Raw genomic sequence first — 26350 nt, forward strand, 5'->3', positions numbered from 1 at the left:
AGATGAACGTGAAACTTGGTGCGGTGATCATCGACGCGGCGTCGCTGGAGACGGAGAGCGCGTTCTGGCATCGGCTGCTGGGCGGTTCTCTCACGACCACGGAGACGCATCACTTCCTGCGCGCGGAGGGGTTTCCAGTGCTGGTGATCCAGCACGCCGCCGGACAGGCCCCACCGGAATGGCCGGACGGGGTGTCGCAGCAGCTGCACCTCGATCTGATCGCGGAAGACCTCGTTGCGGCGGAGAAACTAGCTGCGGAATCGGGTGCACGTCAGCTTTCCGGCCACGTCTACGCTAGTCCCGCCGGGCATCCGTTCTGCCTCCGTGTTTGATGGCGTCGGCATCGCCGCCGCGGCGGGATCGCCTTTAGTCGGCGATCCCGCGTTGTGGTCGCCGAAGGGGTGGCGGGGCTGGCGTACGGCGACTGCGTATCTGCCGGGACCGGAGCGAGCGGCGGCGCTCGGGCGGGTCCGGGCTGTCCTCGAGAGCAGGCCCGCGATGTCCGGCAGGTTCACCTCACCGATGGCGACTTGTGTGCTGCGCGCCAAAAGGCTCAGCGGCTGAACCGCTTCACGTAGTCCTCGATGATCGGCCGCTCCGGGGCGATGATGTCGTCCGGGAGCTGGTCCAGTGCGAAGAACTCGTAGCCGGAGATCTCCGCGCCGTCCACGGTGACGTCGGTGTTCTCGACGGTCGCGGTGAACGCGGCGGTGACGTTGTGGACCTCGTCGCCGTGCGGGTACCGGTAGAAGTATTCCGGTCCGGAGTAGACGCCGAGCAGTTCTAGATCGCGGACCTCCAGGCCGATTTCTTCCCGCACCTCGCGGCGGCCCGCGTCCTCATAGGACTCTCCGGGGTCGAGGAAGCCGCCGGGCAGGCCCCAGTCCTGGCTTTCCGCGCGGAAGATCAGCAGCAGCCTGCCGCGTTCGTCGGCGATCAGGACTGACGTGCCGGGCAGGATCAGCGGGCGGGTGCCGACGAGTTCGCGCAGTTCGGCGATGTAGTTCATCAGTGGCTTTCTTGGTCGGATTCGGTTGCGCCTCGCGGACGGAAGGCGACGATCGGGAGTTGCTGGGCCATCCGGCGCCGGGCCGCGGCGGAGCCGTCGTAGCGCCAGCCCAGCAGCTTGCTCAGCACGGGATGCAGGACGGGCCGCAACAGCCGGTTTCGCCGTTCGTAGTCGGCGAGCGCGGACGCGGCTTCGGTTTCGTCGAGGATTCGGTGCTCGGGAACGAACCTCCGGCGGCCGAGCGCGACCTCCACCGCGGGAGCGGCCTGGATGTTGCGGTACCAGTCCGAGGACGGGCCCAGTCCGGCGATCGCCAGGACCTCGTCCGTTTCGGGGCGGAGGCCGATCACCTCCAGCACCGTCCGGTACCGCCGGCCGGACTTGCGGCCGACGTGGGTCAGGCACAGGAAACGCTTGCCCAGCAACCAGCCGAGGTCGCGGTCGTACAGCTTCGCCGGCGCTTTGAAAAGCGTGCGCACGATCGGTTTCACGATCGGGCTCCTTCCCTAGCCGAATGGTGCGGGTTCGTGATGAGCGCGGCGGGCTTCCCGGTCGAACTCCCGGCCACGAACCGGTCAATTCCCGGCGACCGGGCCAGTTTCAGCATGACCCGGCGCTGCGGCTTGCTGGCCGGTAGGAACCGTCGCGAGCCAGCTGCTGCGCGGGCCCGGAACTCGCTCGGCGAGGATCACCTCGTTGCCCAGACCGGCGATGTCCGCCCCGCAAGCCAGGATCCTCATCGCGTTCCTCCTCCCTACGGCCGCGTGACCAGCCCGCGCAGGACGCCGGTGACCGCCGCCGGGTCGCCACCTGGAGCGAGGCCGCGGTGCAGCAGCAGGCCGTCGATGGTCGCGACCAGCACCTCCGTGGTCGCGTCCGGTTCGGGGACGCCGCGCTCGGCGAGCCAGCGGCTGACCTGGGCGCGAAACGCCAGGAGCAGTCCGCCGATCTGATCCCGCAGCTCCTCGTCGCGCCGCGCGGCCAGGTACGCCTCGACGAACAGCACCGACAACGGGTCCACCCCGGTGTACGGCTCGACCGAACCGACCAGCGCGGTCACCAGGTCCGCCGGGTTGTGCGTCTTGGCCAGCGCCGGGCCGACGCTTTCCAGCACCTCGCGCATCGCGTCGAGGACCGCCTCGCGCAGCAACGCCTGCAGGGACGGGAAGTGGTAGTGCACCACGCTCGGCGTCACCCCGGCCCGGTCCGCCAGCACCCGGGTGCTCACGGCCGCCCAGCCTCGTTCCGGCACCAGCTCCGTCGCCGCCGTCAGCAGCCGTTGCCGCACTTCACGGCCGCGCGCCGCCGCCGGAGAATCCATCCCCGCTCCCTCCTGGTCAGTCGTTCAGGGCGATCGTCCTGTACGACTGCCCTGATCGTAGCGCAGCCCAGGGCAAGGAGGTAAGACCGGTGATCGACAACTCACCTGAAGGAGGCGCGAGAAGACTCGCGCTGACCTAGCCGGCCAGCACCGCCGTGCGGTCCCGGAGCCGCGGCCGGAGGGTGAACCCGCTCGGCTTCAGCGTCAACGACTCCGCGATCTTCAGCTCGTACGCCGGATCTGCCTCGAAGTCGTAGCGCTGCACCATGGTCCCCAGCGCGAGCACCGCTTCGTGCAACGCGAACTGCCGCCCGATGCACGCGCGTTCCCCGGTGCCGAACGGTTTGTACGCCTGTGCCGGCCGCTTCCGCACCGCCGCCGGCTCGAAGCGATCCGGGTCGAACTTCTCCGGGTCCGGACCCCAGACGGTCGGGTCGCGGTGGAGCATCGGCAGCGGGACGATGATCGAATCACCCTTGCGCATCGGGTATTTTCCGCCCAGCACCAGGTCTTCGCGAGCTTCCCGGGCGTAACCCGGCGCGGTCGGCCACAACCGCATCGCCTCGTCGAGAACGCGGCGGACGTACCGCAGCTTCGCCACGTCGCCGAAGGCCGGTTCGCGATCGCCCCACACCGCATCGACTTCGGCGCGCGCCTTCGCCAGCAGCTCCGGATGACGCGTCAGGTAGTACAACGCGAACGACAGCGCACCGGACGTCGTCTCGTGCCCCGCGACCACGAACGTGATGGCCTGGTTGCGAATGTTCACCGGGTCGAGCTGCTCGCCCGTCTCCGGGTGCCCCTCGGTGAGCATCAACCCGAGCAGGTCGCGCGCTTCGCCGCCTTCCCGGCGTCGGCTTTCGATGACCTCGTCGACCAGATTCGTCATAGTCGCGATGTCCGCCTGGTTCTGCGCGGCCGACCCCGCCAGCGCGCGCCGCACGAACGGGAGCTTGACGTTCTCCAACTGGGCGAACCGCAACGCCCGGATCATCGCGGTGACGAACGGATGCGGTTCAGCCCGCTCGAACGACCCGAACCGGTACCCGAATCCCGCGAGCCCGATCGTCTCGAGAGTCAACCGGGTCATGTCGGCGGCGACGTCGACCGGACCGTTCGCGCGATCCCAAGCCGCAGTCAGCTCGCGGGTCACCTCGAGCATCGTCGAGTGGTAGCGGCGCATGGCCTCGGCGGAGAACGCGGGCTGCAGGATGTCGTGGGCCAGTCGCCAATTCGGCTCGCGGGTGTGCGCGGTGAAGAGCCCGTCGCCGGCGACCGCGCGCAACCGCTCGACCCCGAGACCGACGTGCTTGCCAAACCGCGTCTCGTCGTTCAGCTCGGTGACTAGGTCGATCCCGCTGACGAACACGATCTCGATCCCGAAGAACTTCCGGGTGAAAATCGGCCCCAGCCGAGCACCGACGCGCATCGTGCCCTGCAACGGCGTCCGCAAGCTGGCCCCGATGAGATCGCCGACCACCGGCAAGCGTCCGGGCCGGTGCGGAATCGCGGTGGTGTCCACAGTCTGCTCCCCTACTGAACCCACATCCAATAGGGTCACGATCCCCCGCTACTGAACCGGTGTCAAGTAAGCTGGGGAGATGCGGACGCGCCTGACCACCGAACAGCGGCGCGAACAGCTGCTGACCATCGGCGCCGGCCTGTTCGCGGGCCGCCCCTACGACGAGGTGTGGATCGAAGAGGTAGCCGAAATAGCCGGCGTCTCGCGCGGTTTGCTCTACCACTACTTCCCCACGAAGAAAGACTTCTTCGCCGCGATCGTCCGCGTCCAGCGCGACCAGCTGCTGGCGATGAGCGAACCCGACCCCGCACTCCCGGTGGCCCAGCAACTGCGCGCCGGGCTAGAGGTGTACCTGGAATTCGCCCGCACCCACCCCGACGGCTACCGCATCGTGCACCGCAGCGCAGGCGACGCAGACCGAGAAATCCGGGAAATCTGCGAAGCAGGCATGGCCGCGAACGCGGAGCGGATCCTGGCAGCCGTGAGCCTGCTGCGCCCAGTCACCCCCACGACTCGCCTGGCGGTCCGGGGATGGCTTTCGTTCGTAGCAACGCTAATCCTGGACTGGCTGGACGAACCGAAGATCAGCACCGAGGAACTACGGGACCTTTGCGCACGAACGCTTTTCGCGGCGGTCGAGGTGGATCCCGAAACCCGCTAACGCGGGCGCGTTCGAGAACGGACCGAGCAGCGGCTCAGGGGCTGCTCAGCTGCGACACAAAGGCTTCCATCGCGACCCGGTAGTGCTCCCGAACGAGATCTTCGACGCCGTCGGCGTCACGGCGCCGCAGTGCGTCGGCGATGTCGCGATGTCCCTGATGGCCTGCGCGATAGTCCTCGACCGACCACTTCTTGGCCGCGTTGAAGTCGAAGGAAAACTGCCGGTTGCGACTGATCAGCCGCACCAGATGGTCGTTGCCCGACGCCCGCGACACCGCTTCGTGGAAAGTGAGGTTCAGGGTCACCTGCTCCTCCGGGGGAAGCAGTTCCAGGTGCTCGTGCTCGTCCAGAATCGCCGCGATCGCCGCGAGTTCGGCATCGCTCGCCCGGACGGCCGCCAGCCTCGCCGCGTAGCCTTCGAGCGCCATCCTCGTTTCGTACACGTCCCGGATGTCCGCCGCGCCGAATTCCCGCACCGTCCAGCTCTGCCGCTGTTTGATCAGCATTCCCTGGTCCTCGAGCATCTGCAGCGCGCCGCGCACCGGCGTGCGGCCGATCCCGATGAGTTCGCATACCTCCGACTCGACCAGCCGCTGGTTCGGACGGAATTCGCCGCGCACGATCGCATCGCGCAGCGCCTGGTAGGCGCGGCCCGCCAGGACGGGATTCGACGGCATGAAGACTCCTCGGGTGGCTTCTCGGGCGCTCATAGGATATCACTTGGTGTACTACGTGGCGTTCCCGGCACGCCGGGCCAGATCCGCGCCGCCCTCGAGGGGCAAGACCACCAACGATCGGAGCACAAGCACCATGGTTTCTTCCTCCAGCACCCCCGCCGCCTTCGTCACCGGAGCAGCCAACGGCATCGGCGAAGCCGTCGTGGCGCGGTTTCTCGCCGGCGGCTACCGCGTCGCGATGGTCGACCTCGACGCCGATCGGCTGCGCGCGGCACGAGAGAAGGCCGACCCTGCCGGCGAGCGCACCATCGAAGCGGTCGCCGACGTCACGGACGAACAGAGTGTGCGGGCAGCGATTTCGGCCACCGTCGAGGCATTCGGCAGGCTCGACGCGGCACACAACAACGCAGGCATCACCAGTTCGGGGCCGAACACCCACGAACTGGAGCTGTCCGCCTGGCAGCGCACTCTCGATGTCGATCTCACCGGTGTCTGGCTGTGCATGAAACATCAGCTCCCGGTGATGCTGGAGCAGGGCTCCGGCGCGATCGTCAACACCGCCTCGATCGCCGGGCACATCGGCTACCGGAACGCGGCCGCGTACGCCGCGGCCAAGCACGGCGTCGTCGGCCTGACCAAAACTGCCGCGATCGAATACGCGCCGCAAGGCATCCGAGTGAACGCGGTCAGTCCCGGACCGGTCCAGTCGGACATGCTCGAGGCGTCGTTCGAGCGGCGCGGAGCCGCTGTCCGGGACTGGTACTACGCCAGCTCCCCGACCGGCCGCTTCGCTTCCCTTGAGGACATCGCGCACGCCGTGCACTGGCTCGCGTCGGCGGAAGCCAGCTTCATCACCGGGCACTGCCTAAGCGTCGACGGCGGATGGATCGCCCAGTAGCCGACCCCCTCCCCAGCAGGCACTCGACCGGGGCACCACTGTCGGCGGCATAGTATCCCATTTAAGATCCCATGCTGCCGACAGCTCCGGCGACAGTGCCGCACATACCCGATTCGAGGACGATATGCGTGGTTCGAGCAGGAAAATCTCTTTGCGAAACGTTTCGGTCGCCGTCGTCGGCGCAGGCTTCTCCGGCATCGCCGCGGGGGTGCACTTGCGCGCGGCGGGCTGTCGCGACTTCGTGATCTACGAAAGCTCCGAGGGGCCAGGAGGAACGTGGTGGGACACCCGCTATCCCGGCGGCGAGGTCGACACCCCCTCGCACCTGTACTCGTACTCGTTCAAGACCTACGACTGGTCCCGGCCCTACGCCGGGCACGCGGAATTGCGTTCCTACCTGCACGAGACGATCGCCGAGCACGATCTCGAACGGCATCTGCGGCTGGGAGTCACCGTCGAGCGAACGTCGTGGGACGAGGACCGGCAGCAGTACCGAGTCGAGACCAGCGACGGAGGGGTGCGCCATTTCACCGCGGTGATCAGCTGCGTCGGCATGCTCAACGAACCGCGAATCCCGCGGCTGACCGGGATGGAGACTTTCGCCGGCGAGATTTTCCATTCCTCGCGGTGGGATCCGGCCGTCGACCTGACCGGGAAGAACGTCGCCATCATCGGCACCGGATCCACCGCGGCCCAGCTCGTGCCCGCGGTCGCCGAGGTCGCCAAGAGCCTGACGGTTTTCCAGCGGCAGCCGTCCTGGGTCGATCCGAAGGCGAATGAACCGTACTCGCGGCGGCGGCGCGCAGCGCTCTCCCTGCCGCCGGTGCATTTCCTCGAACGGCTTCGGCGTTTCTACCAGGGCGAGAAACTATGGTTCGGCGGACGGCTCATCCGCCCCGGCACCAAGGCGGACAACCGTTCCGTGCGGATCAGCCGCGACTATATCCGTACGGCACTCGAGGGCAGGCCGGAACTCATCGCCGCGATGACGCCGGACATTCCCTACCAGGGACGCCGTCCAGTGCACGCCACCGGTTTCCTCGAGGCGCTGGCGCGCGACAATGTCACTCTTGTCCCCTGTGCCGCACAGGGAATGACGCATGCCGCCGTCATCGACGAAGCCGATGACGAGCACGAAGCCGACGTCGTCATCATGGCAACCGGGTTCCAGCCGAGCAATTACCTGGCCCGCCTCGACGTCATCGGCCGGAACCGGATCGCCCTGCGCGATTTCTGGGACGGCGAACCCCGGGCTTTTCTCGGCTGCACGGTGCCGAATTTCCCGAACTTCTTCATGCTGTACGGGCCGAACACGAACTTCTACGCGCTCGTGCACGGATTCGAGTCCCAGGCGAAGTTCGCGGTCCGCTCGCTGCGGAAAATGGTCGCCGAAGGCGGGACCTCGATCGAATGCCGGGAGTCGTTTTTCGCCGCCTTCAACGAATGGCTGCAGAATCGGCTGGCGAAAAGCTCATGGGCGGCGGGAGACAATTACTTCAAATCGGCCAGCACCGGACGGATCGTGACCCAATGGCCCGACGGCGCCGTGGTCTACCGCCTGCTCACCCGGTTCCTCGCGGCACCGTCGGGCCGGGTGCGCCGCCGATGACCCACGTCCAGCCTCGCCCCGGCCCGGGAGCCATGGTCCGCAGCCCGGCCCTCGCGGTGCTACCCACCCGGCCGAACCCCACGCCCGACGCGAGAGCAGCGGCCTGCAGCCCTCCCCTCACCGCACCATCGATCCGGTCGTACCCCGCGCCCGCCCCGGCAGGAGACCCGGCCACACTCCGTGCGCAAGGTCAGCAGCAGCCTTCTGACCTGCGATTCCAGCAGAACACCCACGAGGATCTTTCTTTGCATCTCGCTTGGGATATTGACTGGGATACCTTCACGTGCTGTCCTGTTCCCCGCCACGGGGCCGCCGCAGCATCGGCGCTGGGGTCGCCGCGAGCGGAAAGGGCAGAGACATGACCAGTACGGATCACGGGCTCAAGCCGGGCCTGCGCAACCGGCACGTCACCATGATCGCTCTGGGCGGCATCATCGGAGCCGGTCTGTTCGTCGGCTCGGGATCGGTGCTCGCCTCGGCGGGGCCCGCCGCCTTCGTTTCGTATCTGCTGGCGGGCCTCGTCGTCGTGCTGGCGATGCGCATGCTGGGCGAAATGGCGGTCGCGAATCCGTCGACCGGTTCGTTCGTCGACTATTCGCGCGAGGCTCTCGGCGAATGGGCGGGGTTCTGTTCCGGGTGGCTGTACTGGTATGTCCGGGTGATCGTCGTCGGATTCGAGGCCGTCGCGGGCGCGGCGATCGTGCGGTATTGGATCGACCTCCCGCTTTGGGTGCTCAGCCTCGTCCTGATGAGCGCGCTGACGATTTCGAATCTGGTGTCCGTCACGTCGTTCGGGGAATTCGAGTTCTGGTTCGCCGGCATCAAGGTCGCGGCGATCGCCGTGTTCATCGTGCTCGCCGGGACGTTCGCGGTGGGGCTGTGGCCGGGGCATTCGCTGGACTTCAGCAATCTCACCAGCCACGGCGGCTTCCTGCCGGGCGGCGTGCCGTCCCTGTTCAGCACCATCGTCGTGGTGATGTTCGGCATGATGGGGCCGGAGATCGCGACCATCGCGGCCGCCGAGTCCGCGGATCCGGTCTTCTCGGTGAGCAAGGCGACCAAATCCGTGATCTACCGGCTCATCGTGTTCTACGTCGGGGCCGTCTTCCTGCTCGCGGTCATCGTGCCGTGGAACTCGGTCAAGCCAGGGGAATCGCCGTTCGTCGCCGCGATGAACGTGCTCGGGATTCCCTACGCGGCGAACATCATGAACGGCCTCATCCTCGTCTCCGTGCTCTCGTGCATGAACTCCGCGATCTTCACCTCGTCCAGGATGCTGTTCGTGCTCGCCCGCCGGAACGAAGCGCCGTCCTGGCTGGTCGCCCTGAACAAGCGCCGGGTTCCGGTGCGGGCGATCCTGGTCTCCACGTTCGTCGGGTTCCTGTCGGTCGTCGCCGCCGCGATCTCGCCGGACACCGTTTTCCTCTTTCTGCTGAACTCGTCCGGCGCGCTGATTCTTTTCGTCTACCTGTTGATGTGCTTGTCGCAGATCGTCCTGCGGCGTCGCACTCCGGAGAAGGACCTGACCCTGAAAATGTGGTTCTTCCCCTGGCTTTCGATCCTGACCGTGGTCGCGATCGCACTGATCCTGGTGCTGATCGGGCTCGGCGCGGAAACCCGGTCACAGCTCGTCCTCGGCCTTGCCGCCTGGGCGGTGACCTTCGCCGTCTTCCTGATCCGCCGCCGGATTCTGCGCTCCCGCGCTTCCGGCTCGCACCCGCTGAAAACAACCCAAGGAGAAGCATGAACAACAAGGAACACGGCTACCAGGTGACGGTGCGCTGGACGGGCAACACCGGGACCGGAACCGCGACCTACCGCGGCTACGGTCGCGACCACGACATCCTCGCCGAGGGGAAGCCGCCGGTGAAGGCCACCGCCGACCCGGCGTTCCGCGGCACCGCCGACCGGTGGAATCCGGAGGAACTGCTCGTCGCTTCGCTCTCGGAATGCCACCTGCTGACCTATCTCGCCGAGTGCACCCGCGCCGGGGTCGTGGTCACCGCCTATTCCGACGCCGCCTGCGGCATCATGCGCGAGGAACCGGGCAACGGCGGCCGGTTCGTCGAGGTCGTGCTCCAGCCGGAGGTGACGGTCGCGGAACCGGACATGATCGACAAGGCCGTGGAACTGCACGATACCGCGCACCAGAAGTGCTTCATCGCCAACTCGGTCGCCTTCCCGGTCAGCCATCGGCCGACCGTGCGCTGACCGGGAACGATCCGCCGGTCAGAGGGTCACGAGCACGTCGTCGCCTTCCACTCGCACGGGGATTCCGCGCAGGCCCACCCGGGCCTGCGCGGGATGCCGTCCGGTCAGGACATCGAACTCGAACCCATGCCAAGGACAAACGATATTCCGATCCGCCGCATGAAACGCGGGCCCGCTGCTTTTCCGGTCCTCGCGCACCGGCTGGATCGTGCGGGGCATGATCTTCCCTTGGCACACTGGGCCGCCCTGATGCGGGCACACGTTATGCCAAGCCCGCACCTCCCCGGCATGGAAGTAAAGCCCCACCTCCACCCCGTCCACCTCAACCACAATCCGCTCCCGCGCCTGAAGATCGGAAAGACGAGCCACCACAACATCCCGCCGCACGGCGCTCATTCCGCCCTCCGATACCAAATCGCCATATCAAAGAGATTCACATCAGCCGCATCCAGCAACGCCGTCACCAGGACAACAGTCTCAGTAGCAGTAAGCGCATCCTCCCGAACCGGCCAAGCGATCTTCCCCACCCGATCAGTCTTAGCCGAGAACAACCGCGCCGCCGCATACAGCAACTCAGCGATCTCTTCATCAGCAACCGCAGCAGCACCGTCCTGTGCAGTGATCTCGGAAGTCACCTCACCCAACCGAGACACCAGCGAAGACAATTCAGCAGTCATCACGACACCCCAGGCCGGTCACGAAGCACACTCGCCGCGGCGGGCTTCCGGCGGTCAGTAGGAAGATTGAAAACCCGAGCAGCATTAAGACCCAGAATATTCCGCTTAGCCTGCTCAGAAAGAAACGGCAGCCGCGTAATAGTAGACGGCGCGTCCCAATCCCAATGCGGCCAGTCCGAAGAATACAGCAACTGCGTCTCCGCGTTGAACGCCTTCATCCCGGCTTCCAGCAGTTCCATGCTGGTCCGCTCCATCGGCTGGCTGGTGTACCACATGTCCTTCATGTACTCACTGGGCAACCGAGTCAGCCCAGGAGCCTCACTGGGCCGCATCAGCACCTCGTGGTCAAGCCGCTGCATGAGGAACGGAATCCAGGCGAGACCGCTCTCCACCCAGACCATCTTCAACCGGGGAAACCGCTCCGGCATCGCGTTGATGATCCAGTTCGTCACGTGGATCTGGTTGTAATGCGTGAACGACAGCGCATGCATCGACAGGAACCGGTTCAGCTGAGCAAAGGACGGATCGCCCCAGTGATACCCGGAGTGGAAGGCGAGCGGCTTACCGCTGTCTTCAATCAGCTGATACAACCGCGTATAAACATCCGAATGCACCGGGTTGTTCCGCGTAGAGCACACCGTGTACCCGATAATCCCGTCGTTATCGGCATACTTCTCGACCAGCTCCTCGCACACCTCCGGAGTGTTGTACGGCAGGTACAACATCCCCTTGAGCCGATCGTCCTGCGGCAGCACCACCTCGGTCAGCCACCGGTTGAACGCCCGCCCGAGCACCACCTCGATCTCGTCCTGCGGATGCATGCCCAGCAGCAACATCGCGCTCGGGAACACGACCTGGTAGTCCAGTCCCATCGCGTCCATCCCGCGCCGGGCGGCGGCGACGAACGGATGTCCGGACACCCCGTCCAGCGGTTCCTTCCGCCCCTGATGCCCGATCCGCCCGCCGACGCTTTGGTGCGACATCCCCGGCTGGATGTTCAGCAGCGCGTTGTTTCCGGCGAATTTCCCGAACTGGTCCATCCCGATCTGCCGCCACACATCGTTGTCGATGAGTTCCAGCACCTCGCCCCAGAAATGGTCCTCCGAGACGTGCGCGTCGATGTCGACGATGAAGTAGTCGTCGTACTCCCGCTCGGCCTGTTTGGTGGCGTGGGCGAGGACGTCGCGGGTGTCGGTGCGCCCGCCGATCTCGGCGAGTTCCCGGATCCTCGGCCCGTCGGAGCGAGGGGTGGCTAGGTCGGGCACGGATTCTTCCCTTCGTCCGGCGTCAGCGGGGCGCGACGGCGGCATCGGTCATCGTGGTCAGGTAGTCGTCGTCGGCCGGGGCCGCGTTCTCGTGCGGGATGACGACGGCGCGGTCCGGGCTCACCGCGAAGGTGTGTTCCTCACCGGCCGCGGGTACGGATTCCGCGGACAGCTCGGCCGTTTCGGTGCGCACGCGCATCGGGAGACCGTCCGCGCGGACGAGGAGGTTGACGGCGCTGCCGAGATACGTGGTGCGCTCGACAATGCCGCGGAACTTCCCAACACCGGAGCCGTCCGGACACAGCCGGGCGTGTGCCGCGCGGAACGCGATGTCGGCGCGGTCGCCCAGAGAAACCTCGCCGGTCGTGATGCCGGAGAAGACCAGCGAGGTGTCATCGACGCGCACCTCGGCGGTCTTGCCGTGCACGCCGGTGACAGTGCCGGGCAGGATGTTCTGAAAGCCCATGAAATCCGCGACATACGCCGAATTCGGGCGGTCGTACAGGTCGCTCGGCGTACCGGACTGGACGATGACGCCCTCGCTCATCACGATGATCCGGTCGGACAGCGTGATCGCTTCCTCCTGGTCGTGCGTCACGTAGACCGACGTCGTCTCGAACCGGTTGTGCAGCGACCGCACCTGCTGGCCCATCTGGTACCGCAGTTTGCTGTCCAAATTGGACAGCGGCTCGTCGTAGAAGATGATCCCCGGCCGGGCGGCCAGCGCGCGAGCAAGCGCCACGCGCTGCTGCTGGCCGCCCGACAAGGCGGTGACCGAACGCTTCCCGAGATCGGAAAGACCGACCGCGTCCAGCATCTCCTGCACCCGCTGCGCACGCTCCCGGCCGGGCATCCGGGCGACCTTCAGCGGGTACGCGACGTTGTCCGTGACGCTCAGGTGCGGCCAGAGCGCGTAGCTCTGGAACACCATGCCGACCTGGCGTTTGTCGGCGGGCACGAACGTGCGCCGCGCGGTGTCGACCACGACCCGGTCGCCCATGACGATCCGGCCCGAGGTCGGCCGCTCCAGCCCGGCCAGGCAGCGCAACGTGGTCGTCTTGCCGCAGCCCGACGGGCCGAGCAGCGTCACGAACTGCCCGGACTCGATCGTGAGGTCCAGTTCGTGCAGCGCCGCCTTCGCGCCGTACTTCTTGGTGAGTCCGGATACCTGGACTTCGGTCATGGTGACCTGCGCTTTCTCTCCGGCCGGGGGACGGGCGGCGTTACTTCTTGAACGCCTTGGTGATGAAGTCGAAGTAGGGCTTGTTGAACGCGGGGTCCGGGTTCGAGAACGGCAGCCGCGGCAGCTTGTCCAGCGACGGCAGTCCGGGCGGTCCGGGCGCGGTCGGGGTGCGGCCGTAGGAATTGTCCTTCTCCGCCAGCGCTTTCTGGCCCTCCGGCGAGTACAGCCAGTTGACGTACAGCTGCGCGGCCTCGGCGTGCGGCGCGTCCTTGATCAGGCACAGCGCCGACCGCGCCATGTAGTTCCCGCCGTCGGCCAGCGGGAACACCATGTCGATCGGCGCGCCCTTCTGCTTCTGCGCCTCGTAGTAGCCTTGGTAGACGGCGATGCCGACCGGGAACCGGCCGCTGGCGACGTCGGTGGGCACCATCGGCTCGGACTGCGAGATCTGCAGGTCCTGCGCGGCCAGCTTCTCCAGGTAGGAGCGGCCCCACTTCTGCTCGTTCTCCGGCAGCATCAGCGATTCCAGGATGTAGCGGATGCCGCCGGGGACGGTCATGTCGCCGACCGCGATCTTGCCCTTCCACTTCGGGTCGAGCAGATCGTGCCAGTTCTTCGGCGCGTCCTGCTTCTGCACCTGGTCGGTGTTGTAGACGAACCCGAAGTAGCGCAAGGCGAAGTAGGTGAGCCTGCCGTCGTTGTCGGTCGGCACCTTGAACCCGGGGTCGGCGGTGCGCACGTCCGCGGGCGCGCAGATGTTCGGCTTCGCGGCGGCCTGGGGCGATTCGCCGCCGACGTAGACGTCCGCGATCCGGTTGCCGCTCTGTGCCTCGGTGTCGAGTTTGGTGAGGATCTGCGCGTCCGCCTGGTCCTGCGGGAGCAGCCGGATCCCGGGGAAGCGCTTGGCGAACACGTCGTTCAGCGCCTGGTTCGCGGTCACGCCCGGCCCGTACAGCACGAGCTGGGTGTGGTTGGCCGCGAACGCCTTGTCGTACAGCTCGTTCATGTACTTGTTGGCCGCCGCGGACGCGCCGGGGACCTCGATCGGCGTGCTCGATTTGGTCGCGCCCGCCGACGCGCAGGCGGTGAGCGCGGCGAGCAGGCCGGCGGTGAGCGCCAGCGCGGGCGCGCGCAGTTTCGTACGGGAGAACCTCATTGTTCTTCCTCTCTGGTCAGGGGTGAGGCGGGAGAGCGGACCTGCGGAACGGTCGCGGCCGAGAATCCGGCCGCCGAGTTTGACGGACACCGCGGCGAGCGCCAGCACGACGAACGCGGCGATCAGGATGATCATGAACAGCGCCGCGCCGCGGGACATCTCGCCGGTGAGGAACTGCTGGAAGGCGGTCAGCGAAACCGGTTCCAGCCCGGGCGGGGCGAGCAGCATCGGCACCGCGAGGTTGCCCGAGATGAACAGCGCGGACAGGAACCAGCCGGCCAGGAAGCTCGGGATCACCAGGCGCAGCACGATGGTCACCAGCACCCGGCCCGCGCTCGCGCCGGACATCCGGCCCGCCTCCTCCAGTTCGGGCGACAGCTGGGCCAGCGCGCCCTCGGCGATCCGGCTGGACACCGGGATCGTGGCGACGACGAGCACGAGCGTCATCAGGAACGCCGAGCCGTACAGCCCGCGGAAGGCAGGGAGGTAGAGCACCGCGAACATGTACGCGAGGCCGAGCACGACGCCGGGCAGCGCCCACGGAATCCAGACGGCGAACGAGGTGTAGCTCCGGAGGAATCCCCTGCGCCGCGCGGTGACGTACGTGGTGAGCAGCGCGATCGAGATCGAGCCGAAGCCGCCGATGACCGCCAGCCACGCGGTGAGCGCCAGGCTCGCGCTGAACTGCGGGTCGGTGAGCATCGTGACGTAGTTGTCCAGGGTCAGCCCGGTGCTCATCACCCCGAAGATCGGCTGGAGGCTGCCGAGCACCATCGCGAACAGCGGCAGCAGGAAGTTCAGCAGCACCACCACGACGATCAGCGCGGACAGCACCCACCGGATCGGGCCCAGCTCCTGCGGATCGCGCCGCGACGTCTTCCCGGTGAGCGTGGTGAAGCTGCGGCCGCGCAGCATCCAGCGCTGGGCGAGGAAAAGCAGCAGCACCAACAGGATCAGCACGAGGGACAGGGCGAACGCCTTGGTGTACTCGGCGGGAGCCTCGTCCCGGACGTAGTGGTAGATCTGCGTCGAGAAGACGTAGATGCCCGCCTGCCGCCCGATCAGCTGCGGTCCGTCGAACGACTGGAACACCAGCACCGCGATCAGCAGGGCCGCGCCGGTGATCGCCGGGCCGACCGAGGGGATGGTGATCGTGAAGAACGTCCGCACCGTGCCCGCACCGCTGATCGCGGCGGCCTCGTCGAGCGACTGGTCGCGGTTCTTGAACGCGCCGAGCAGCAGCAGGTACGCGAACGGCATGTAGCCCAGCGAGGTCAGCAGGATCAGCCCGCCCCAGCCCTGGATGTTGATCAGCGGGCCGTGCGTGCCGAGTTCGCGGCCGAGCTGGTTGAGCAGGCCGTTCTGCGCGTTGCCGAGCATGATCCAGCCGAGGGTGTGAAACAGCGGCGGGACGAAGAGGTTGATCACCATGATCGGCGTGAGCAGCTTGCGGCCGGGGACGTTCGTGTTGGCCGCGATCCAGGCGAACAGCCCGCCGCCGGCAACCGAGATCGTGCCGCACACGACGACCAGCAGGATCGAGTTCCACAGCGTGTGCCAGGTTTCCCCGGACCCGAACGCCTCGAGCAGGCCGCTCATCGTGAACGGCATGTTGTCCGAGGGCAGCCCGTCGCGGAAGGCGCCGAGCACGATCATCGCGACCGGATAGACGAAAATCAGGGTGAGCCCGGCGAGCAGGGTCGCTTTGAGCACACCGCCGGTCACCGAGCGGCGCATCGATGCCCGCCGGTCGTGCTCGAATAGGCGCTCGGTCACTGCACCGTTCCTTCCTGCGAGCGATCGGTTACCCGCCGCGCGGACGAACCGCTCCGTCCGTCCTGCCGGCTAGCGTAAGAACTCGGGTGCGGCGGCTCTTCGAGCGGCTCTCCGAAGTCCTTCCGGTTTCCTCCGACACGGTGTCGGAGGAAACCGCTGATCAGATCAGGGCGGCGAGCACCGCGTCGTTTTCCTCGGGCAGCCCGATCGTCACCCGCGCGCCGCCCGCCTTCGGGAACGGCCGGGCGAGCACGCCGCGACCCTCCAAACGGGACAGCAGCTCCGCCGCGTCCCCAGGCAGGAAAAGGAAATTCGCCTGACTCGGGATGAACGCGACGTTCGCCGCGGTCAATGCGGCCTCGACGCGGACGCGCTCCGAGACGATGACAGCGGTTCTTTCCTTCGCCACAGCCAATCCTTCGGGCCCCAGCGCCGCGATGACCGCCGCTTCGGCCACGCTGTTGAGCGCGAATCCGACGGAGGTGCGTCGCAGCGCCTCGGCGATACGCGGTGCGGCAGCGGCATATCCGACGCGGATTCCCGCCAAACCGTGCGCTTTGGACAGTGTCCGCAGCAGCACGAGATTTTCGAACTCGTCGAGCAAGCTGACAGTCGCGTCCACTGGTTCAGCGGACACGAACTCGCGGTACGCCTCGTCGACAACAACCAGCACGCTCGACGGGACGCTTTTCAGGAAGTCCCGGATATCCTCGAGCCCGCGCATCCCGCCGGTCGGGTTGTTGGGATTGCAGAGGTAGACAATGCGGGTTTCCGGGCCGACCGCGGCGAGCATCGCGCCGAGATCCATCGCGCCGTTCGCGTCGAGACCGACCTCTGTGGACTCCGCGCCGGCCAGCGAAAGCGCGGCCGCATACGCCTCGAAGGACGGTGCCGGGCGCACGCCGTGCACGCCGGGTTCGCAGACCAGCCGGGCGAGCGCGTGCAGCAGAGTGCCGGAACCGTTGTCGATCGCGATGCGCCCCGCGTCCAGTCCCATCGCCTCGGCGACGGCGGCGCGGGCTGCGGAACGGTGGTAATCGGGGTAGCGGTGGGCGTTCCGGGCCGCTTCGGTCATCGCGGCGACGATGACGTCGGCGGGCGCCCACGGCATTTCGTTCTGCGACAAGCGGATCGGCGGCTGCGCACCGCGGGACGAGCGATCGGGAGCGGCGAGCACGCGGTCGACCACACTGCGGAGCAGCATGCATCCTCCTCAAGCCGGATGATTAACTGTAATGAATATACATAATTATGAGCGCGTGTACATCCATCAGTTCTCCGGCTTGAGAGTTCAGGAGGGCCGGGACGCCACCGCGGGACGGCGATGCCGCGCGATCGCCGACTCCGCCAGCTGGTGATCGCGCTGGACGACGGCCTCGGCGAAGTCGAGATGCGTCCGCAGGCGCTCTTGGGTGGTCGGTGCCGTGACGCCTTCGAGCCGCGCGGCGATGATGTAGTCGACGAGATTCGTGTACAGGCTGCGCAAAAGCTCATTCGGCGACACCTGGGCGATCCGCGCGTGCAGCGCCCAGATCGCGGTGGGTGCCTCTGCGGAATCCCAGGCCGCCTTCAGCGTCTCGGCGCATGCTGCGATGTCGGCGATGTCCTCGTCGCTGGCGTTCTCGACCGCGTCGTGCAGCACTGAACCGTCGAGCGCGTCGAGCACGCGCAGGCAGTTCTCCACCGTCGCCTTTCCTTCGCGCAACTGGAGGAGCTGGTCGCTCAGGTGCGTGAACGGCGAGCGCGTCGCGACGAAGATCCCGCCGCCCGGGCCCGGCTTCGCGTCGACGATGCCGCGGGCGCGCAACAGCTGGATCGCCTCGCTGAGCGTGGCCGGCGCGACCCCGAAGCGCGCCATCAACTCCTGGCGGCGCCCGACGAAGTGCCCGGCGCTCCAGCCCTCCGAGACGATCTCGTCCTCGAGCGCGCGAGCGACCTGAACGGCGGCGGCGGTGTTCGTGATCTGCGGCAAGGAGTCCTCCGAGGTACTCGGTCCGGTGACGTCGCGGGTCACGCGTAGTGACAGATTAGAGGCGCACCGGAACCCCGAAAACCCGGCATCGTCTATATTGATTGTAGACATTAGACGCTTGCGTCACCAGCGCGGCACGCACCGTGTCCAAGGAGCCCCCATGCCGGTCACCGCCTCGATTCTCGCCGACTCCGCCGCCCTCCAGCCCGACCTGGCCGCCCTCCGCCGAACCTTGCACGCGCGGCCGGAAGCCGGGTTCGCCCTTCCCCAGACCCAGCGAACCGTGCTGGCCGCGATGGCCGACCTGGACCTGGAAGTCACCCCCGGCCCGCACGATTTCACGTCAATCGTCGCAGTACTCCGCGGCACGCGACCCGGGCCATCGGTCTTGCTGCGCGCGGACATGGACGCCCTGCGTGTGACGGAAGAGACCGGTCTGCCATTCGCGTCCCAGACCCCCGGCCTGATGCACGCCTGCGGACACGACCTGCACACCGCCGCTCTCGTCGGCGCAGCGAAACTGCTTAACGCACGCCGCGACGAGATCGCCGGCTCGGTGATATTCATGTTCGAGCCAGGCGAAGAAGCAGGCGGCGGCGCACAACGACTGATCGACGAGGGAGTGCTTACGGACGTCGAGGCCGCGTATGGCATTCACGTCCTGCCCGGCCGAGCTGGCGTCTTCACGACCCGCCCCGGCTCGATCATGGCCGGGGCCAGCAGCCTGACCGTGCGCGTACTAGGCCGGAGCGGACACGGTTCACGGCCGCACCAGGCAGTGGACCCGGTTCCGGCTGCGGCACAGATCATTTCGGCCCTGCACACGTATGTCACGCGGCGGTTCCCGGTGTTCGATCCGGTGGTGCTGTCGGTGACCAAAATGCAGGCGAGCGAGATCATCAACGCCATCCCCGACGAGGCGACGCTCGCTGCGACGATTCGCGCGCTTTCGGCGGAGAGCGTGGAGATTCTGGCCCAAGAACTGCCCTCGCTGGCGGATGGGATCGCGTCGGCGTTCGGCTGCCGCGCAGAAGCGGAATTCCGGACGGTCTACCCAGTCACCAAGAACGACCCGAAGGCGGCGACCCATGCGCTGACCCTGCTAGGCGACCTGTTCGGCACGGAACGGGCAGTGCAACTAGAGCACCCGGTGATGGCTTCGGAGAGCTTCTCCGCAGTACTGAACAAAGTCCCCGGCGCCTTCATCTTCCTAGGCACCACCCCAAACGGGACAGACCCAGACACAGCGGAGATGAACCACTCCCCACGCGCAATCTTCGACGACAACGTCCTAAGCGACCAGTCCGCAGCCCTAGCCGCCCTAGCCTTAAGCCACGTGAGCTAACCACCCAACTCATCGAGGCACCCAGCCCCTCCCCCGCACCCCGATACGAAGCCGCCCTGCGGTCGGTGGGTGCTTGTCAAGGCATCTTTCCCGCCTTGACAAGCACCCACCGACCGTCAGCACAATTGGGCTTCGGGGTGCCCCACGCCACTCAATGCTTCTCGTGAATCAACGGCCAAGGCGACGGAAAAACATCCACCGGCACCTTAACAATCGCCGGACGACGCGCAGCAATCGCCGCAGCCACCTGCTTCTCCACCGCCGCAGCATCCTCAGCGAGCGCAAAATCCAACCCAAACGCCCGCGCAAGCAACCCAAAATCAGGATTAGTCAAATCAGACCCGATGAACCGCCCACCGTAGGTATCCCGCTGAATCCGCCACACATTCCCAAACCGCGAATCCTCAAACAACACGGTCACCAACGGAATCCCATACTTCTTCGCCGTAGCGAACTCCTGCATCGACCAGCCAATCCCCCCATCGCCAGTCACCGCAACAACCGGACGCCCGCCCGACCCCACCGCAGCACCAAGCGCAGTCGGCATCGCATACCCAAGCGTCCCCTGGTAGCCGGGCCACACGTACGACCGCGGCGCCCGCACCGGAAACCCATACGTCGACACATACCCGATCTGCGTCAACTCATTGACATAAACCCCATCCTCGGGCAACGCCGCCCGGATCGCATCGACGAACTCCATCTGCGGCCCAGCCTGCTTCCGAATCCGAGCCTCACAGTCCTCCCGCAGCCGAGCCAACTCCGAACCCCACGTGACACGCGGTGAGAGCCGCTCAACCAAGGCAGTCAACACAGCCACCGCATCAGCATTAACCGCCAGATCCGGCCGCCGAGGCTCCCGAAGATCAGCCGCGTCAATATTCACCAACGCAAGCCGAGCCTCCCCCACATTCAACTGCTGCCCAAACGGCGTCAAGAACCGGCTGCCAAACGAAACCACAAGATCCGCCGTAGAACGCAACTCCCACAAGGCGAACGCAGGCAACGCATGCGGATCCCGAGCATCAATCGCCCCGCGCCCGTTCTCGCTCATCACCACCGGCGCGTCCAGCAACTCAGCCAACCGAGCCAACAGCTTGAACGCACGAGGATCCCGCATCCCGCCACCAACATGGATCACCGGCCGCTCACTAGCCGACAACAACCGTGCAAGCTCGACAACATCCCGCTCCGGCGCTTCCGGCTCCCGCACCCCAAACGGCTCGCCCGGCTTCAGATCCGCGACCGCATGCAACAGATCCGGCCCCAATTCCAACGCAACCGGCCGCGGCCGCCCAGTCCGCATCTGCCGGAACCCCTCGTGCACGAGATCCGGAATCTCCTCGACCCGCTTAGGCCGCGCGGACCATTTGGTCAGCCCCTGCACGGTGTCCGTCTGCCGCGGAATCTCATGCAGCGCACCAAGTCCGCCACCGACGAGCGGCGACGGGATCGTCCCGGCCAGCAGCATCACCTGCGACGAGCACGCGTACGCCGTCGCCATCCCGGCGCCGGCATTCAGCACGCCGGGCCCGGGAACGACCATCGCCACGCCCGGCCGGCCGGACGCGCGGTAGTAGCCGTCCGCCATGTAGCTGGTCGCCTGCTCGTGCCGGGGGACGACGAGTTCCAGCTCGTCCTGCTTGCGGTACATGCCGTCGGTGAGCCCGTCCAGCTGGACCCCGGGAATGCCGAAGACCGTGTCGACGCCCTCGCTGATGAGCGCCCTGGCGAGCGCGTCACCGCCTGTCATCTGTGCCATGCGGATCCCTCTCGTCAAATGTCTATAATGAATATAGATCAAATCTCCGGCAGCTGGCAATGGAGGCGGCGAGCATGACTCTCGAAGGACAGGTGCAGGCCTACGCCGACCGGCTCGGGCGGCCGATCATCGTGTTCGACGTCGACTTCACCGTCATCGCGTTCAGCGTGCACGACCAGGACGTCGACCACGCCCGGCTGGCGATCATCCTGTCCCACAAAGGATCTTCGCGCGCCCGGGAGTCCATTCGGGACTATCGGGTCGGCCAGGCACGGGAGCCGGTGCGGATTCCGCCGCTCGACGGCGGGCAGTCCCGGCTGGTCGCGCCGGTCCGGCACGAGGGGCGGCTCGTCGGCTACCTGTCTTCGACCATCCCCGAGGACGACGAGTCCGCTTACGAGGACGACGACGAGCTGCGTGACCGCCGGGCACAGATCGGCTTGCTGCTGGCCGCCATGGCGCTCGGCAACCGGGAGGACGAGGACCGTGCGCGACGCCTGCTCGACGCACTCCTTGAAGGCAACGACGACCAGCGCGTCCGGGCCGCCGACGAGCTGCTGGCGAGTGGTCTCCTCTCCCCGGTCCCGCACTACACAGTGATTTCGATCGCGACCCCGCCGCGGGCCGAGCCCAGTTCGGCGACGCTCCGGCTCGTGCTGGACCGGGCGTTGTCGAGCATCCCGGTCTTTCCCACCTTGAAAGCGGTTGGCGCGGTGCTCGGCAGCGAAGCCATCCTGCTGGTGCCGTACGAGATCGACACCGAACGACTGTCGGACCTCCTTGCGCAGCCGGCGTTTTCCGGGCTACACGCCGGCGTCGGCGGAGCGCACGCGCCGCTGTCCGGCGTGCACCGGTCGCTACGGGAAGCCCGGATCGCCTTGCGCGGCAGCGATAGCGGCCACGTGGTCCGCTGGTCGGAGCTGGGCTTGGACCGGCTGCTGCTGCAACTCCCCCTCGAAGACCTCGCGGTCGCCGATCTCCCCGACGCCGTCCGCCGATTGCTCGACGCGCAATCCGGACCGGACCTCGCGCAGACCCTGGAGACCTACCTCGACTGCGGCTGCGACGCGCAACGCACCGCGCTGGCCCTGCACGTCCACCGCAGCACCCTCTACTACCGGCTGGATCGCGTGCGCGCGGTCGCCGACGTCGATCTCACCGACGGGAAGGTGCGCCGCGAACTCCACACCGGACTGCGGATCGCGACGCTCGCCGGTCTCCGCTAGCCCCAGCGTCGCTAATTGACTATATTCAATGTAAACTTTTACGGAAGGGTCCCGCATGAACGCACTGCTGACCACCGTCTCGGTCGCCGACGACCGCGGGCGGCCGATCCAGGACGCCGCGACGCGGGAGGTCGTCGGCCACGCACCGGTGCAGACGGTCGACGACCTGAACGCCGCGATCGCCGCTGCCGCAACGGCGCAGCCTGCATGGGCCGCGCTGGGACACGCCGAGCGCTCACGGCTCCTGCACCTCATCGCGGACGACATCGACGCGCAGGCCGAAGAACTCGGCGAGATCATCACCGCCGAGCAGGGCAAGGCGGGCGGTGCCGGTGAAGCGCACGGTGCGGCGCACTGGCTCCGAGCCGCGGCGGACACCGTGCTGGAACCGCAGCCGCTGCCGGACGGGGCAGAGCAGCATTACGTTCCGCTCGGCGTGGTCGCGTCGATCGGGCCGTGGAACTTCCCGGTGATGATCGCCGTCTGGCACGTCGCGCCCGCATTGCGGATGGGAAATACCGTGGTGCTCAAGCCTTCCGAGAACACGCCGCTGAGCGTGCTCGCGCTCGTGGAGATTTTCCGCCGCCACCTCCCCGCCGACGTGCTGACCGCGATCTCCGGCGATCGCGAGGTCGGGGCCGCGCTGGCCGCGCATCCGCGGATCGCCAAGATCGTCTTCACCGGCTCGACCGCGACCGGCCGCCGGATCGTCGAAAGCTCGGCGGGCAACCTCGCGCGGCTCACCCTGGAACTGGGCGGGAACGACGCCGCGATCGTGCTGCCCGGCACCGACGTGGACGCGGTCGCGGACAAGCTGTTCTGGGCGGCCTTCATGAACACCGGCCAGGTGTGCGCCGCGCTCAAACGGCTTTACGTGCACGAATCGATCTACGCCGATGTCGTCTCGGCCTTGGCCGAACGTGCCGAGAAAGCGCCGATGGGACCGGGGCAGGACAAGGCGAACCGGCTCGGTCCGGTGCAGAATCCGGCGCAGTTCGAGATCGTTTCCCGGCTGGTCGAGGACGCTCGTGCGCGCGGTGCCCGCATCGTCACCGGCGGTGTGCCGGCGACGGAACTGGGTCCGCTGTTCTACCGGCCGACCATCATCGCGGACGTCGAGGACGGGGCCGCGGTCGTCGACGAGGAGCAGTTCGGGCCGGTACTGCCAGTGATCCGATACTCCGAAGTGGACGATGCGGTGCGCCGGGCCAACGGCACTGACCAGGGGTTGGGCGCTTCGGTGTGGGGTGCCGACGACGACGAGACCGACTCGGTGGCGCAGCGGCTGGAGGCAGGCACCGTGTGGATCAACCAGCACGGCGGCGTCGATCCGGCGATTCCGTTCGGCGGCACGAAGTCGTCCGGGTACGGTCTGGAATTCGGCGTGGAAGGGCTTAAAGCTATGGCGGCCAGCAAAATCATCCGCCGCTGAAACCAGTGAAGGCCTCCTTGAGGGATTTCCTCGAGGAGGCCTTCACTGGGGGCCGGGGGTCAAGCGCCGCGAAGCTTTTCCCACAACTCGGCCGCGTCCGCCCGATCGGGCGGGGCACCTCGCCAAACCACTGTCTGGTCCTGACGCACCAGCGTGATCGGGCACAGATATTCGTCCGGCAGCGTCTCCGCTTCGACGACCGCGAACGGGATCCCTCGGTTTGCCGCCTCATTCGCCAGCACCGAGACGTCAACGCCGCCCGTGGTGATTGCCGTGTAGCCGGGCGAGAAATGGTCGTACAGCGAGGATCCGTCCGCAAGCAGGAAATGCGGGGCACGACAACCGGGCACAGTGGACGGTGTGTAGCTGCCCATCGTGTAGCCGGGCGCTTCTTCACCGTCGTACGCGATGATTGGCGAATCGTGGTACGCGTAGCCATAATTCAGGCCAGCGGCAGCGAATTGCGGCTCATTCAGCGCACGCACCGCAGCGCCGAAGGATTCGCGGGCGGCTTCGCCAGCCGGGGTGTCGTCTTCGAGCGCAGCGGGCAGGCCTGGCCGGGCGAGTTTCCGCTGGTGGTCCATCGCGAAACGCGACACCTGTTCGGTGATCGGCCGCCGCTCGGCCTCGTAGGCGTCGAGGATCCCTTCTTCAGCCCAGCCGCCGAGATGCGCGCCGAGCAGCCAGGTCAGGTTGAGCACGTCGGCGATGCCCGCGTTCATCCCGAATCCCGCGAACGGCACCCACAGGTGGGAGGCGTCCCCGGCGAGGAACACCCGACGGTCGCGGAACCGGTCGGCGAGCAGGCGGCGCGCGATCCAGTCCTCTTTGGACACGACTTCGTACTCAAAGGACTCGTCCACGCCGAGGATAGCCCGGATCGCCTCGTCCCGGTCGACGGCTTCTTCCGGCGAGGCAAGGTAGGTGTGTACGAGGAAGGTTTCGTGGCCGTCGATCGCGTACACGTGGCCGACGCGGCGGGCGTTGAACGTGTAGTAACCCCACGCTCGCGGTTCGTCCGCCGACATCAGCGAGTACAGCTTCGGCGCGCGGATGCAGGTGGACTGTACGTGCTGGAGTACCGGATCGCCGCTGAGCTTCGCGCCGATCTGTTTGCGCACCGCGGAACGGCCGCCGTCCGCACCGATGAAGTAGCGGGCGCGCAGCGTACGTTCACCCGAACCGTCGGACACGACCGCCGAGACAGATGACTCGTCCTGGCGCACCGAGTGGAAGCGGGTGCGGTTGAGCAGGGTCACGCCGGGCGCGGCGGCGGCGTTGCGGGCGAGGATCGGTTCCAGGAACGTCTGGTTGATCCGGTGCGGCGGCTCCGGCGTGGCCCAGCTCGTGTCGGGACCGACGCGTGAGGTGTACCGCTCGCCGCTCGCCGGGATCGGAATGCGCGACAGTTCACGTCCGGTCAGGGAAGTCCGGAACGCGACGTCCTGCGGGTAGTCGCGCGGCAGGCCGGCGGCGCGTACCTCGGCCGCGATCCCCAGCCGGCGGAAGCTTTCCATGGTGCGCGAGGCGACGTGATTGCATTTGACGTTCGGCGGTTCGAGAAATTCCCGTTCCTCGACGACAATCACCGACACGCCCCGGCTGCTCAGGTCGAGCGCGGCGACGAGGCCGACCGGGCCAGCGCCGATGATGAGGACGTCCGCGTCCATGGTTTCTCCGTTCAGCACGGCATTCCTTGCGCCACCACGCCAAGGTGCTCGGTCATCAACCGGCGGGCCGCGTCCGCGTCTCGGTCCTCAATGGCCTGGAGGATGCGGCGGTGCGCGTCGACGGCCCGGGTCGCCCGCTCAGCGTTGGTGTGCACGGCATACACGCTTTCCCGCGGCCGGTTGAGCGCGCCGACCGACGCGGCGATCGCCGGGTTTCCGCTGAGCAAACCGAGGCGGGCGTGGAATTCCAGCGACAGCGGGTTGTACCGGCTGGCGTCGTGGACGTGTTTCTCCGATTCTTCAACCAGCGCGCGCAATTGCGCTATCTGGTCGTCGGCGGCCGCGCGGGCGGCGAGCGCGGCCGCCGCGGGTTCGACCGCGTGCTGCGCTTCCAGCAGCTGTTCGGTTCGCATGCCGTGCAAATGCAGCTGAATGGAAAGCGAATCCGCGATCCGGCCGATGTCCGCCTCGGCTTCTTCCGCCGTGCTGAGTTCGCGGTATTCGCCGGACCAGTACAGCAGCGGCTGCCCGGTCCCGCCGCCTGCCGCAACCACCTCGCCGACGAGGATGATGTGGTCGCCGCCGCCCAGCATCGTGTGCACGGTGCAGTCGAACCAGCTCAGTGCGCCGGTGACGACCGGGGCTCCAGTCGCCTCGGTGTGCGTCTCGACCTCGTCGAACCGTTCCTTGCTCCGGCCGCGTCCACGGCGGGCGAAGCAGGCGGACACGTCCTGCTGGTGACGCCCGAGCACGTTGATCGCGAAGACCCCGCTTTCGCGGATCTCGTCGAGAATCGGACTGTGCGCATTGATCGAGACCGTCACCAAGAGCGGGTTCAGCGAAAGGGAAACGAACGAGGTCGCGGTGATTCCGTAAAGGTGCCCGTCGAGCGCGGTGGTCACCACTGTGACGCCGGAGGCGAATCGTCCGGCGGCCTGGCGGAAACTGTCGATCCGTTGCTGGTCGGAGGTCATGGCGT

At 67.1% G+C, this 26350-nt stretch carries 25 protein-coding genes; 9 read left to right on the plus strand and 16 right to left on the minus strand.

Annotated elements, in window-relative coordinates; translation table 11 throughout:
- The first annotated feature begins 2 nt into the window (after positions 1-2).
- Positions 3-332, plus strand: coding sequence for a VOC family protein (locus tag RPX00_RS01535; RefSeq protein WP_406636708.1), 330 nt, complete (start codon positions 3-5; stop codon positions 330-332).
- Between the two features lie 221 nt (positions 333-553).
- Here the strand turns inward: RPX00_RS01535 and RPX00_RS01540 are convergent, their stop codons facing one another.
- The 5 genes from RPX00_RS01540 to RPX00_RS01560 all read right to left on the minus strand — a co-directional run bounded on the left by RPX00_RS01540 (position 554) and on the right by RPX00_RS01560 (position 3876).
- On the minus strand, positions 554-1009 hold the full coding sequence (locus RPX00_RS01540) for an NUDIX hydrolase (RefSeq protein WP_406636710.1): 456 nt from the start codon (positions 1007-1009) through the stop codon (positions 554-556).
- Positions 1009-1500: a nitroreductase family deazaflavin-dependent oxidoreductase gene (locus RPX00_RS01545; RefSeq protein WP_406636712.1), complete on the minus strand. Its 492-nt coding sequence runs from the start codon at positions 1498-1500 to the stop codon at positions 1009-1011. The genes RPX00_RS01540 and RPX00_RS01545 overlap by 1 nt, the downstream gene beginning before the upstream one ends.
- 84 nt (positions 1501-1584) lie before the next feature.
- A complete protein-coding gene (locus tag RPX00_RS01550; protein WP_406636714.1) occupies positions 1585-1749 on the minus strand; it encodes a hypothetical protein in 165 nt (54 codons plus the stop codon).
- Positions 1750-1763: 14 nt separating this feature from the next.
- Positions 1764-2330, minus strand: coding sequence for a TetR/AcrR family transcriptional regulator (locus RPX00_RS01555; protein WP_406636716.1), 567 nt, complete (start codon positions 2328-2330; stop codon positions 1764-1766).
- 136 nt (positions 2331-2466) lie between these two features.
- Positions 2467-3876, minus strand: a complete 1410-nt coding sequence (locus RPX00_RS01560; protein ID WP_406636718.1) for a cytochrome P450 — start codon at positions 3874-3876, stop codon at positions 2467-2469.
- 55 nt (positions 3877-3931) lie between these two features.
- On the opposite strand from RPX00_RS01560, the gene RPX00_RS01565 reads away from it, so the two are divergent.
- Positions 3932-4513, plus strand: coding sequence for a TetR/AcrR family transcriptional regulator (locus tag RPX00_RS01565; RefSeq protein WP_406636720.1), 582 nt, complete (start codon positions 3932-3934; stop codon positions 4511-4513).
- Between the two features lie 34 nt (positions 4514-4547).
- Here the strand turns inward: RPX00_RS01565 and RPX00_RS01570 are convergent, their stop codons facing one another.
- Entirely contained in the window at positions 4548-5189 is a 642-nt protein-coding gene (locus RPX00_RS01570) for a GntR family transcriptional regulator (RefSeq protein ID WP_406636722.1), read from the minus strand.
- A 133-nt stretch (positions 5190-5322) separates the two neighbouring features.
- On the opposite strand from RPX00_RS01570, the gene RPX00_RS01575 reads away from it, so the two are divergent.
- The 4 genes from RPX00_RS01575 to RPX00_RS01590 all read left to right on the plus strand — a co-directional run bounded on the left by RPX00_RS01575 (position 5323) and on the right by RPX00_RS01590 (position 9907).
- On the plus strand, positions 5323-6087 hold the full coding sequence (locus tag RPX00_RS01575; protein WP_406636724.1) for an SDR family NAD(P)-dependent oxidoreductase: 765 nt from the start codon (positions 5323-5325) through the stop codon (positions 6085-6087).
- Positions 6088-6238: 151 nt separating this feature from the next.
- Complete coding sequence (locus RPX00_RS01580) at positions 6239-7696, plus strand: flavin-containing monooxygenase (RefSeq protein ID WP_406636726.1); 1458 nt, start codon at positions 6239-6241, stop codon at positions 7694-7696.
- Positions 7697-8054: 358 nt separating this feature from the next.
- Positions 8055-9443: an amino acid permease gene (locus tag RPX00_RS01585; RefSeq protein WP_406636728.1), complete on the plus strand. Its 1389-nt coding sequence runs from the start codon at positions 8055-8057 to the stop codon at positions 9441-9443.
- Positions 9440-9907 carry an OsmC family protein gene (locus RPX00_RS01590; protein WP_406636730.1) on the plus strand — a complete coding sequence of 156 codons (468 nt, stop codon included), beginning with the start codon at positions 9440-9442 and terminating at the stop codon, positions 9905-9907. Before RPX00_RS01585 ends, RPX00_RS01590 begins: the two co-directional genes overlap by 4 nt.
- 18 nt (positions 9908-9925) lie before the next feature.
- Here the strand turns inward: RPX00_RS01590 and RPX00_RS01595 are convergent, their stop codons facing one another.
- The 7 genes from RPX00_RS01595 to RPX00_RS01625 form a co-directional block, all read right to left on the minus strand.
- On the minus strand, positions 9926-10303 hold the full coding sequence (locus RPX00_RS01595) for a Rieske (2Fe-2S) protein (RefSeq protein WP_406636732.1): 378 nt from the start codon (positions 10301-10303) through the stop codon (positions 9926-9928).
- Positions 10300-10584 (minus strand): hypothetical protein, encoded by a 285-nt coding sequence (locus tag RPX00_RS01600; RefSeq protein ID WP_406636734.1) that lies wholly within the window; start codon positions 10582-10584, stop codon positions 10300-10302. Before RPX00_RS01600 ends, RPX00_RS01595 begins: the two co-directional genes overlap by 4 nt.
- The gene (locus tag RPX00_RS01605; RefSeq protein WP_406636736.1) at positions 10584-11849 is read right to left on the minus strand and encodes an amidohydrolase family protein; all 1266 of its coding nucleotides are present in this window, start codon (positions 11847-11849) and stop codon (positions 10584-10586) included. The genes RPX00_RS01600 and RPX00_RS01605 overlap by 1 nt, the downstream gene beginning before the upstream one ends.
- Positions 11850-11871: 22 nt before the next feature.
- Positions 11872-13032 (minus strand): ABC transporter ATP-binding protein, encoded by a 1161-nt coding sequence (locus RPX00_RS01610; RefSeq protein WP_406636738.1) that lies wholly within the window; start codon positions 13030-13032, stop codon positions 11872-11874.
- A 40-nt stretch (positions 13033-13072) separates the two neighbouring features.
- Positions 13073-15964 (minus strand): extracellular solute-binding protein, encoded by a 2892-nt coding sequence (locus RPX00_RS01615; protein WP_406636740.1) that lies wholly within the window; start codon positions 15962-15964, stop codon positions 13073-13075.
- 160 nt (positions 15965-16124) lie between these two features.
- Positions 16125-17168 (minus strand): pyridoxal phosphate-dependent aminotransferase, encoded by a 1044-nt coding sequence (locus RPX00_RS01620; RefSeq protein WP_406636742.1) that lies wholly within the window; start codon positions 17166-17168, stop codon positions 16125-16127.
- An 87-nt stretch (positions 17169-17255) separates the two neighbouring features.
- The gene (locus tag RPX00_RS01625) at positions 17256-17978 is read right to left on the minus strand and encodes a FadR/GntR family transcriptional regulator (protein ID WP_406636744.1); all 723 of its coding nucleotides are present in this window, start codon (positions 17976-17978) and stop codon (positions 17256-17258) included.
- A gap of 118 nt (positions 17979-18096) precedes the next feature.
- On the opposite strand from RPX00_RS01625, the gene RPX00_RS01630 reads away from it, so the two are divergent.
- The gene (locus tag RPX00_RS01630) at positions 18097-19281 is read left to right on the plus strand and encodes a M20 family metallopeptidase (protein WP_406636746.1); all 1185 of its coding nucleotides are present in this window, start codon (positions 18097-18099) and stop codon (positions 19279-19281) included.
- A 151-nt stretch (positions 19282-19432) separates the two neighbouring features.
- Here the strand turns inward: RPX00_RS01630 and RPX00_RS01635 are convergent, their stop codons facing one another.
- A complete protein-coding gene (locus tag RPX00_RS01635; protein WP_406636748.1) occupies positions 19433-21043 on the minus strand; it encodes a thiamine pyrophosphate-binding protein in 1611 nt (536 codons plus the stop codon).
- A gap of 74 nt (positions 21044-21117) precedes the next feature.
- Here RPX00_RS01635 and RPX00_RS01640 point away from each other — a divergent pair, with 74 nt between their 5' ends.
- Both RPX00_RS01640 and RPX00_RS01645 read left to right on the plus strand, forming a co-directional pair.
- Positions 21118-22269 (plus strand): PucR family transcriptional regulator, encoded by a 1152-nt coding sequence (locus RPX00_RS01640; RefSeq protein ID WP_406636750.1) that lies wholly within the window; start codon positions 21118-21120, stop codon positions 22267-22269.
- A 55-nt stretch (positions 22270-22324) separates the two neighbouring features.
- A complete protein-coding gene (locus RPX00_RS01645) occupies positions 22325-23701 on the plus strand; it encodes an aldehyde dehydrogenase family protein (protein WP_406636752.1) in 1377 nt (458 codons plus the stop codon).
- Between the two features lie 59 nt (positions 23702-23760).
- Here the strand turns inward: RPX00_RS01645 and RPX00_RS01650 are convergent, their stop codons facing one another.
- Together RPX00_RS01650 and RPX00_RS01655 are read right to left on the minus strand one after the other, a co-directional pair.
- The gene (locus tag RPX00_RS01650; RefSeq protein WP_406636754.1) at positions 23761-25389 is read right to left on the minus strand and encodes an FAD-dependent oxidoreductase; all 1629 of its coding nucleotides are present in this window, start codon (positions 25387-25389) and stop codon (positions 23761-23763) included.
- Positions 25383-26345 carry a flavin reductase gene (locus tag RPX00_RS01655; RefSeq protein ID WP_406636756.1) on the minus strand — a complete coding sequence of 321 codons (963 nt, stop codon included), beginning with the start codon at positions 26343-26345 and terminating at the stop codon, positions 25383-25385. The genes RPX00_RS01650 and RPX00_RS01655 overlap by 7 nt, the downstream gene beginning before the upstream one ends.
- Between the last annotated feature and the right edge of the window lie 5 nt (positions 26346-26350).

The organism is Amycolatopsis sp. WGS_07 (assembly GCF_045278895.1).
Lineage (GTDB): Bacteria > Actinomycetota > Actinomycetes > Mycobacteriales > Pseudonocardiaceae > Amycolatopsis.

Bases quoted from the DNA above. Each gene is read 5' to 3' on its own strand.
- RPX00_RS01645 (WP_406636752.1), top strand. From the start codon at position 22,325: ATGAACGCACTGCTGACCACCGTCTCGGTCGCCGACGACCGCGGGCGG.
- RPX00_RS01550 (WP_406636714.1), bottom strand. From the start codon at position 1,749: ATGAGGATCCTGGCTTGCGGGGCGGACATCGCCGGTCTGGGCAACGAG.
- RPX00_RS01595 (WP_406636732.1), bottom strand. From the start codon at position 10,303: ATGAGCGCCGTGCGGCGGGATGTTGTGGTGGCTCGTCTTTCCGATCTT.
- RPX00_RS01540 (WP_406636710.1), bottom strand. From the start codon at position 1,009: ATGAACTACATCGCCGAACTGCGCGAACTCGTCGGCACCCGCCCGCTG.
- RPX00_RS01655 (WP_406636756.1), bottom strand. From the start codon at position 26,345: ATGACCTCCGACCAGCAACGGATCGACAGTTTCCGCCAGGCCGCCGGA.
- RPX00_RS01620 (WP_406636742.1), bottom strand. From the start codon at position 17,168: ATGCTGCTCCGCAGTGTGGTCGACCGCGTGCTCGCCGCTCCCGATCGC.
- RPX00_RS01590 (WP_406636730.1), top strand. From the start codon at position 9,440: ATGAACAACAAGGAACACGGCTACCAGGTGACGGTGCGCTGGACGGGC.
- RPX00_RS01600 (WP_406636734.1), bottom strand. From the start codon at position 10,584: ATGACTGCTGAATTGTCTTCGCTGGTGTCTCGGTTGGGTGAGGTGACT.
- RPX00_RS01640 (WP_406636750.1), top strand. From the start codon at position 21,118: ATGACTCTCGAAGGACAGGTGCAGGCCTACGCCGACCGGCTCGGGCGG.
- RPX00_RS01570 (WP_406636722.1), bottom strand. From the start codon at position 5,189: ATGCCGTCGAATCCCGTCCTGGCGGGCCGCGCCTACCAGGCGCTGCGC.
- RPX00_RS01610 (WP_406636738.1), bottom strand. From the start codon at position 13,032: ATGACCGAAGTCCAGGTATCCGGACTCACCAAGAAGTACGGCGCGAAG.
- RPX00_RS01585 (WP_406636728.1), top strand. From the start codon at position 8,055: ATGACCAGTACGGATCACGGGCTCAAGCCGGGCCTGCGCAACCGGCAC.
- RPX00_RS01575 (WP_406636724.1), top strand. From the start codon at position 5,323: ATGGTTTCTTCCTCCAGCACCCCCGCCGCCTTCGTCACCGGAGCAGCC.
- RPX00_RS01565 (WP_406636720.1), top strand. From the start codon at position 3,932: ATGCGGACGCGCCTGACCACCGAACAGCGGCGCGAACAGCTGCTGACC.
- RPX00_RS01630 (WP_406636746.1), top strand. From the start codon at position 18,097: ATGCCGGTCACCGCCTCGATTCTCGCCGACTCCGCCGCCCTCCAGCCC.
- RPX00_RS01535 (WP_406636708.1), top strand. From the start codon at position 3: ATGAACGTGAAACTTGGTGCGGTGATCATCGACGCGGCGTCGCTGGAG.
- RPX00_RS01555 (WP_406636716.1), bottom strand. From the start codon at position 2,330: ATGGATTCTCCGGCGGCGGCGCGCGGCCGTGAAGTGCGGCAACGGCTG.
- RPX00_RS01635 (WP_406636748.1), bottom strand. From the start codon at position 21,043: ATGGCACAGATGACAGGCGGTGACGCGCTCGCCAGGGCGCTCATCAGC.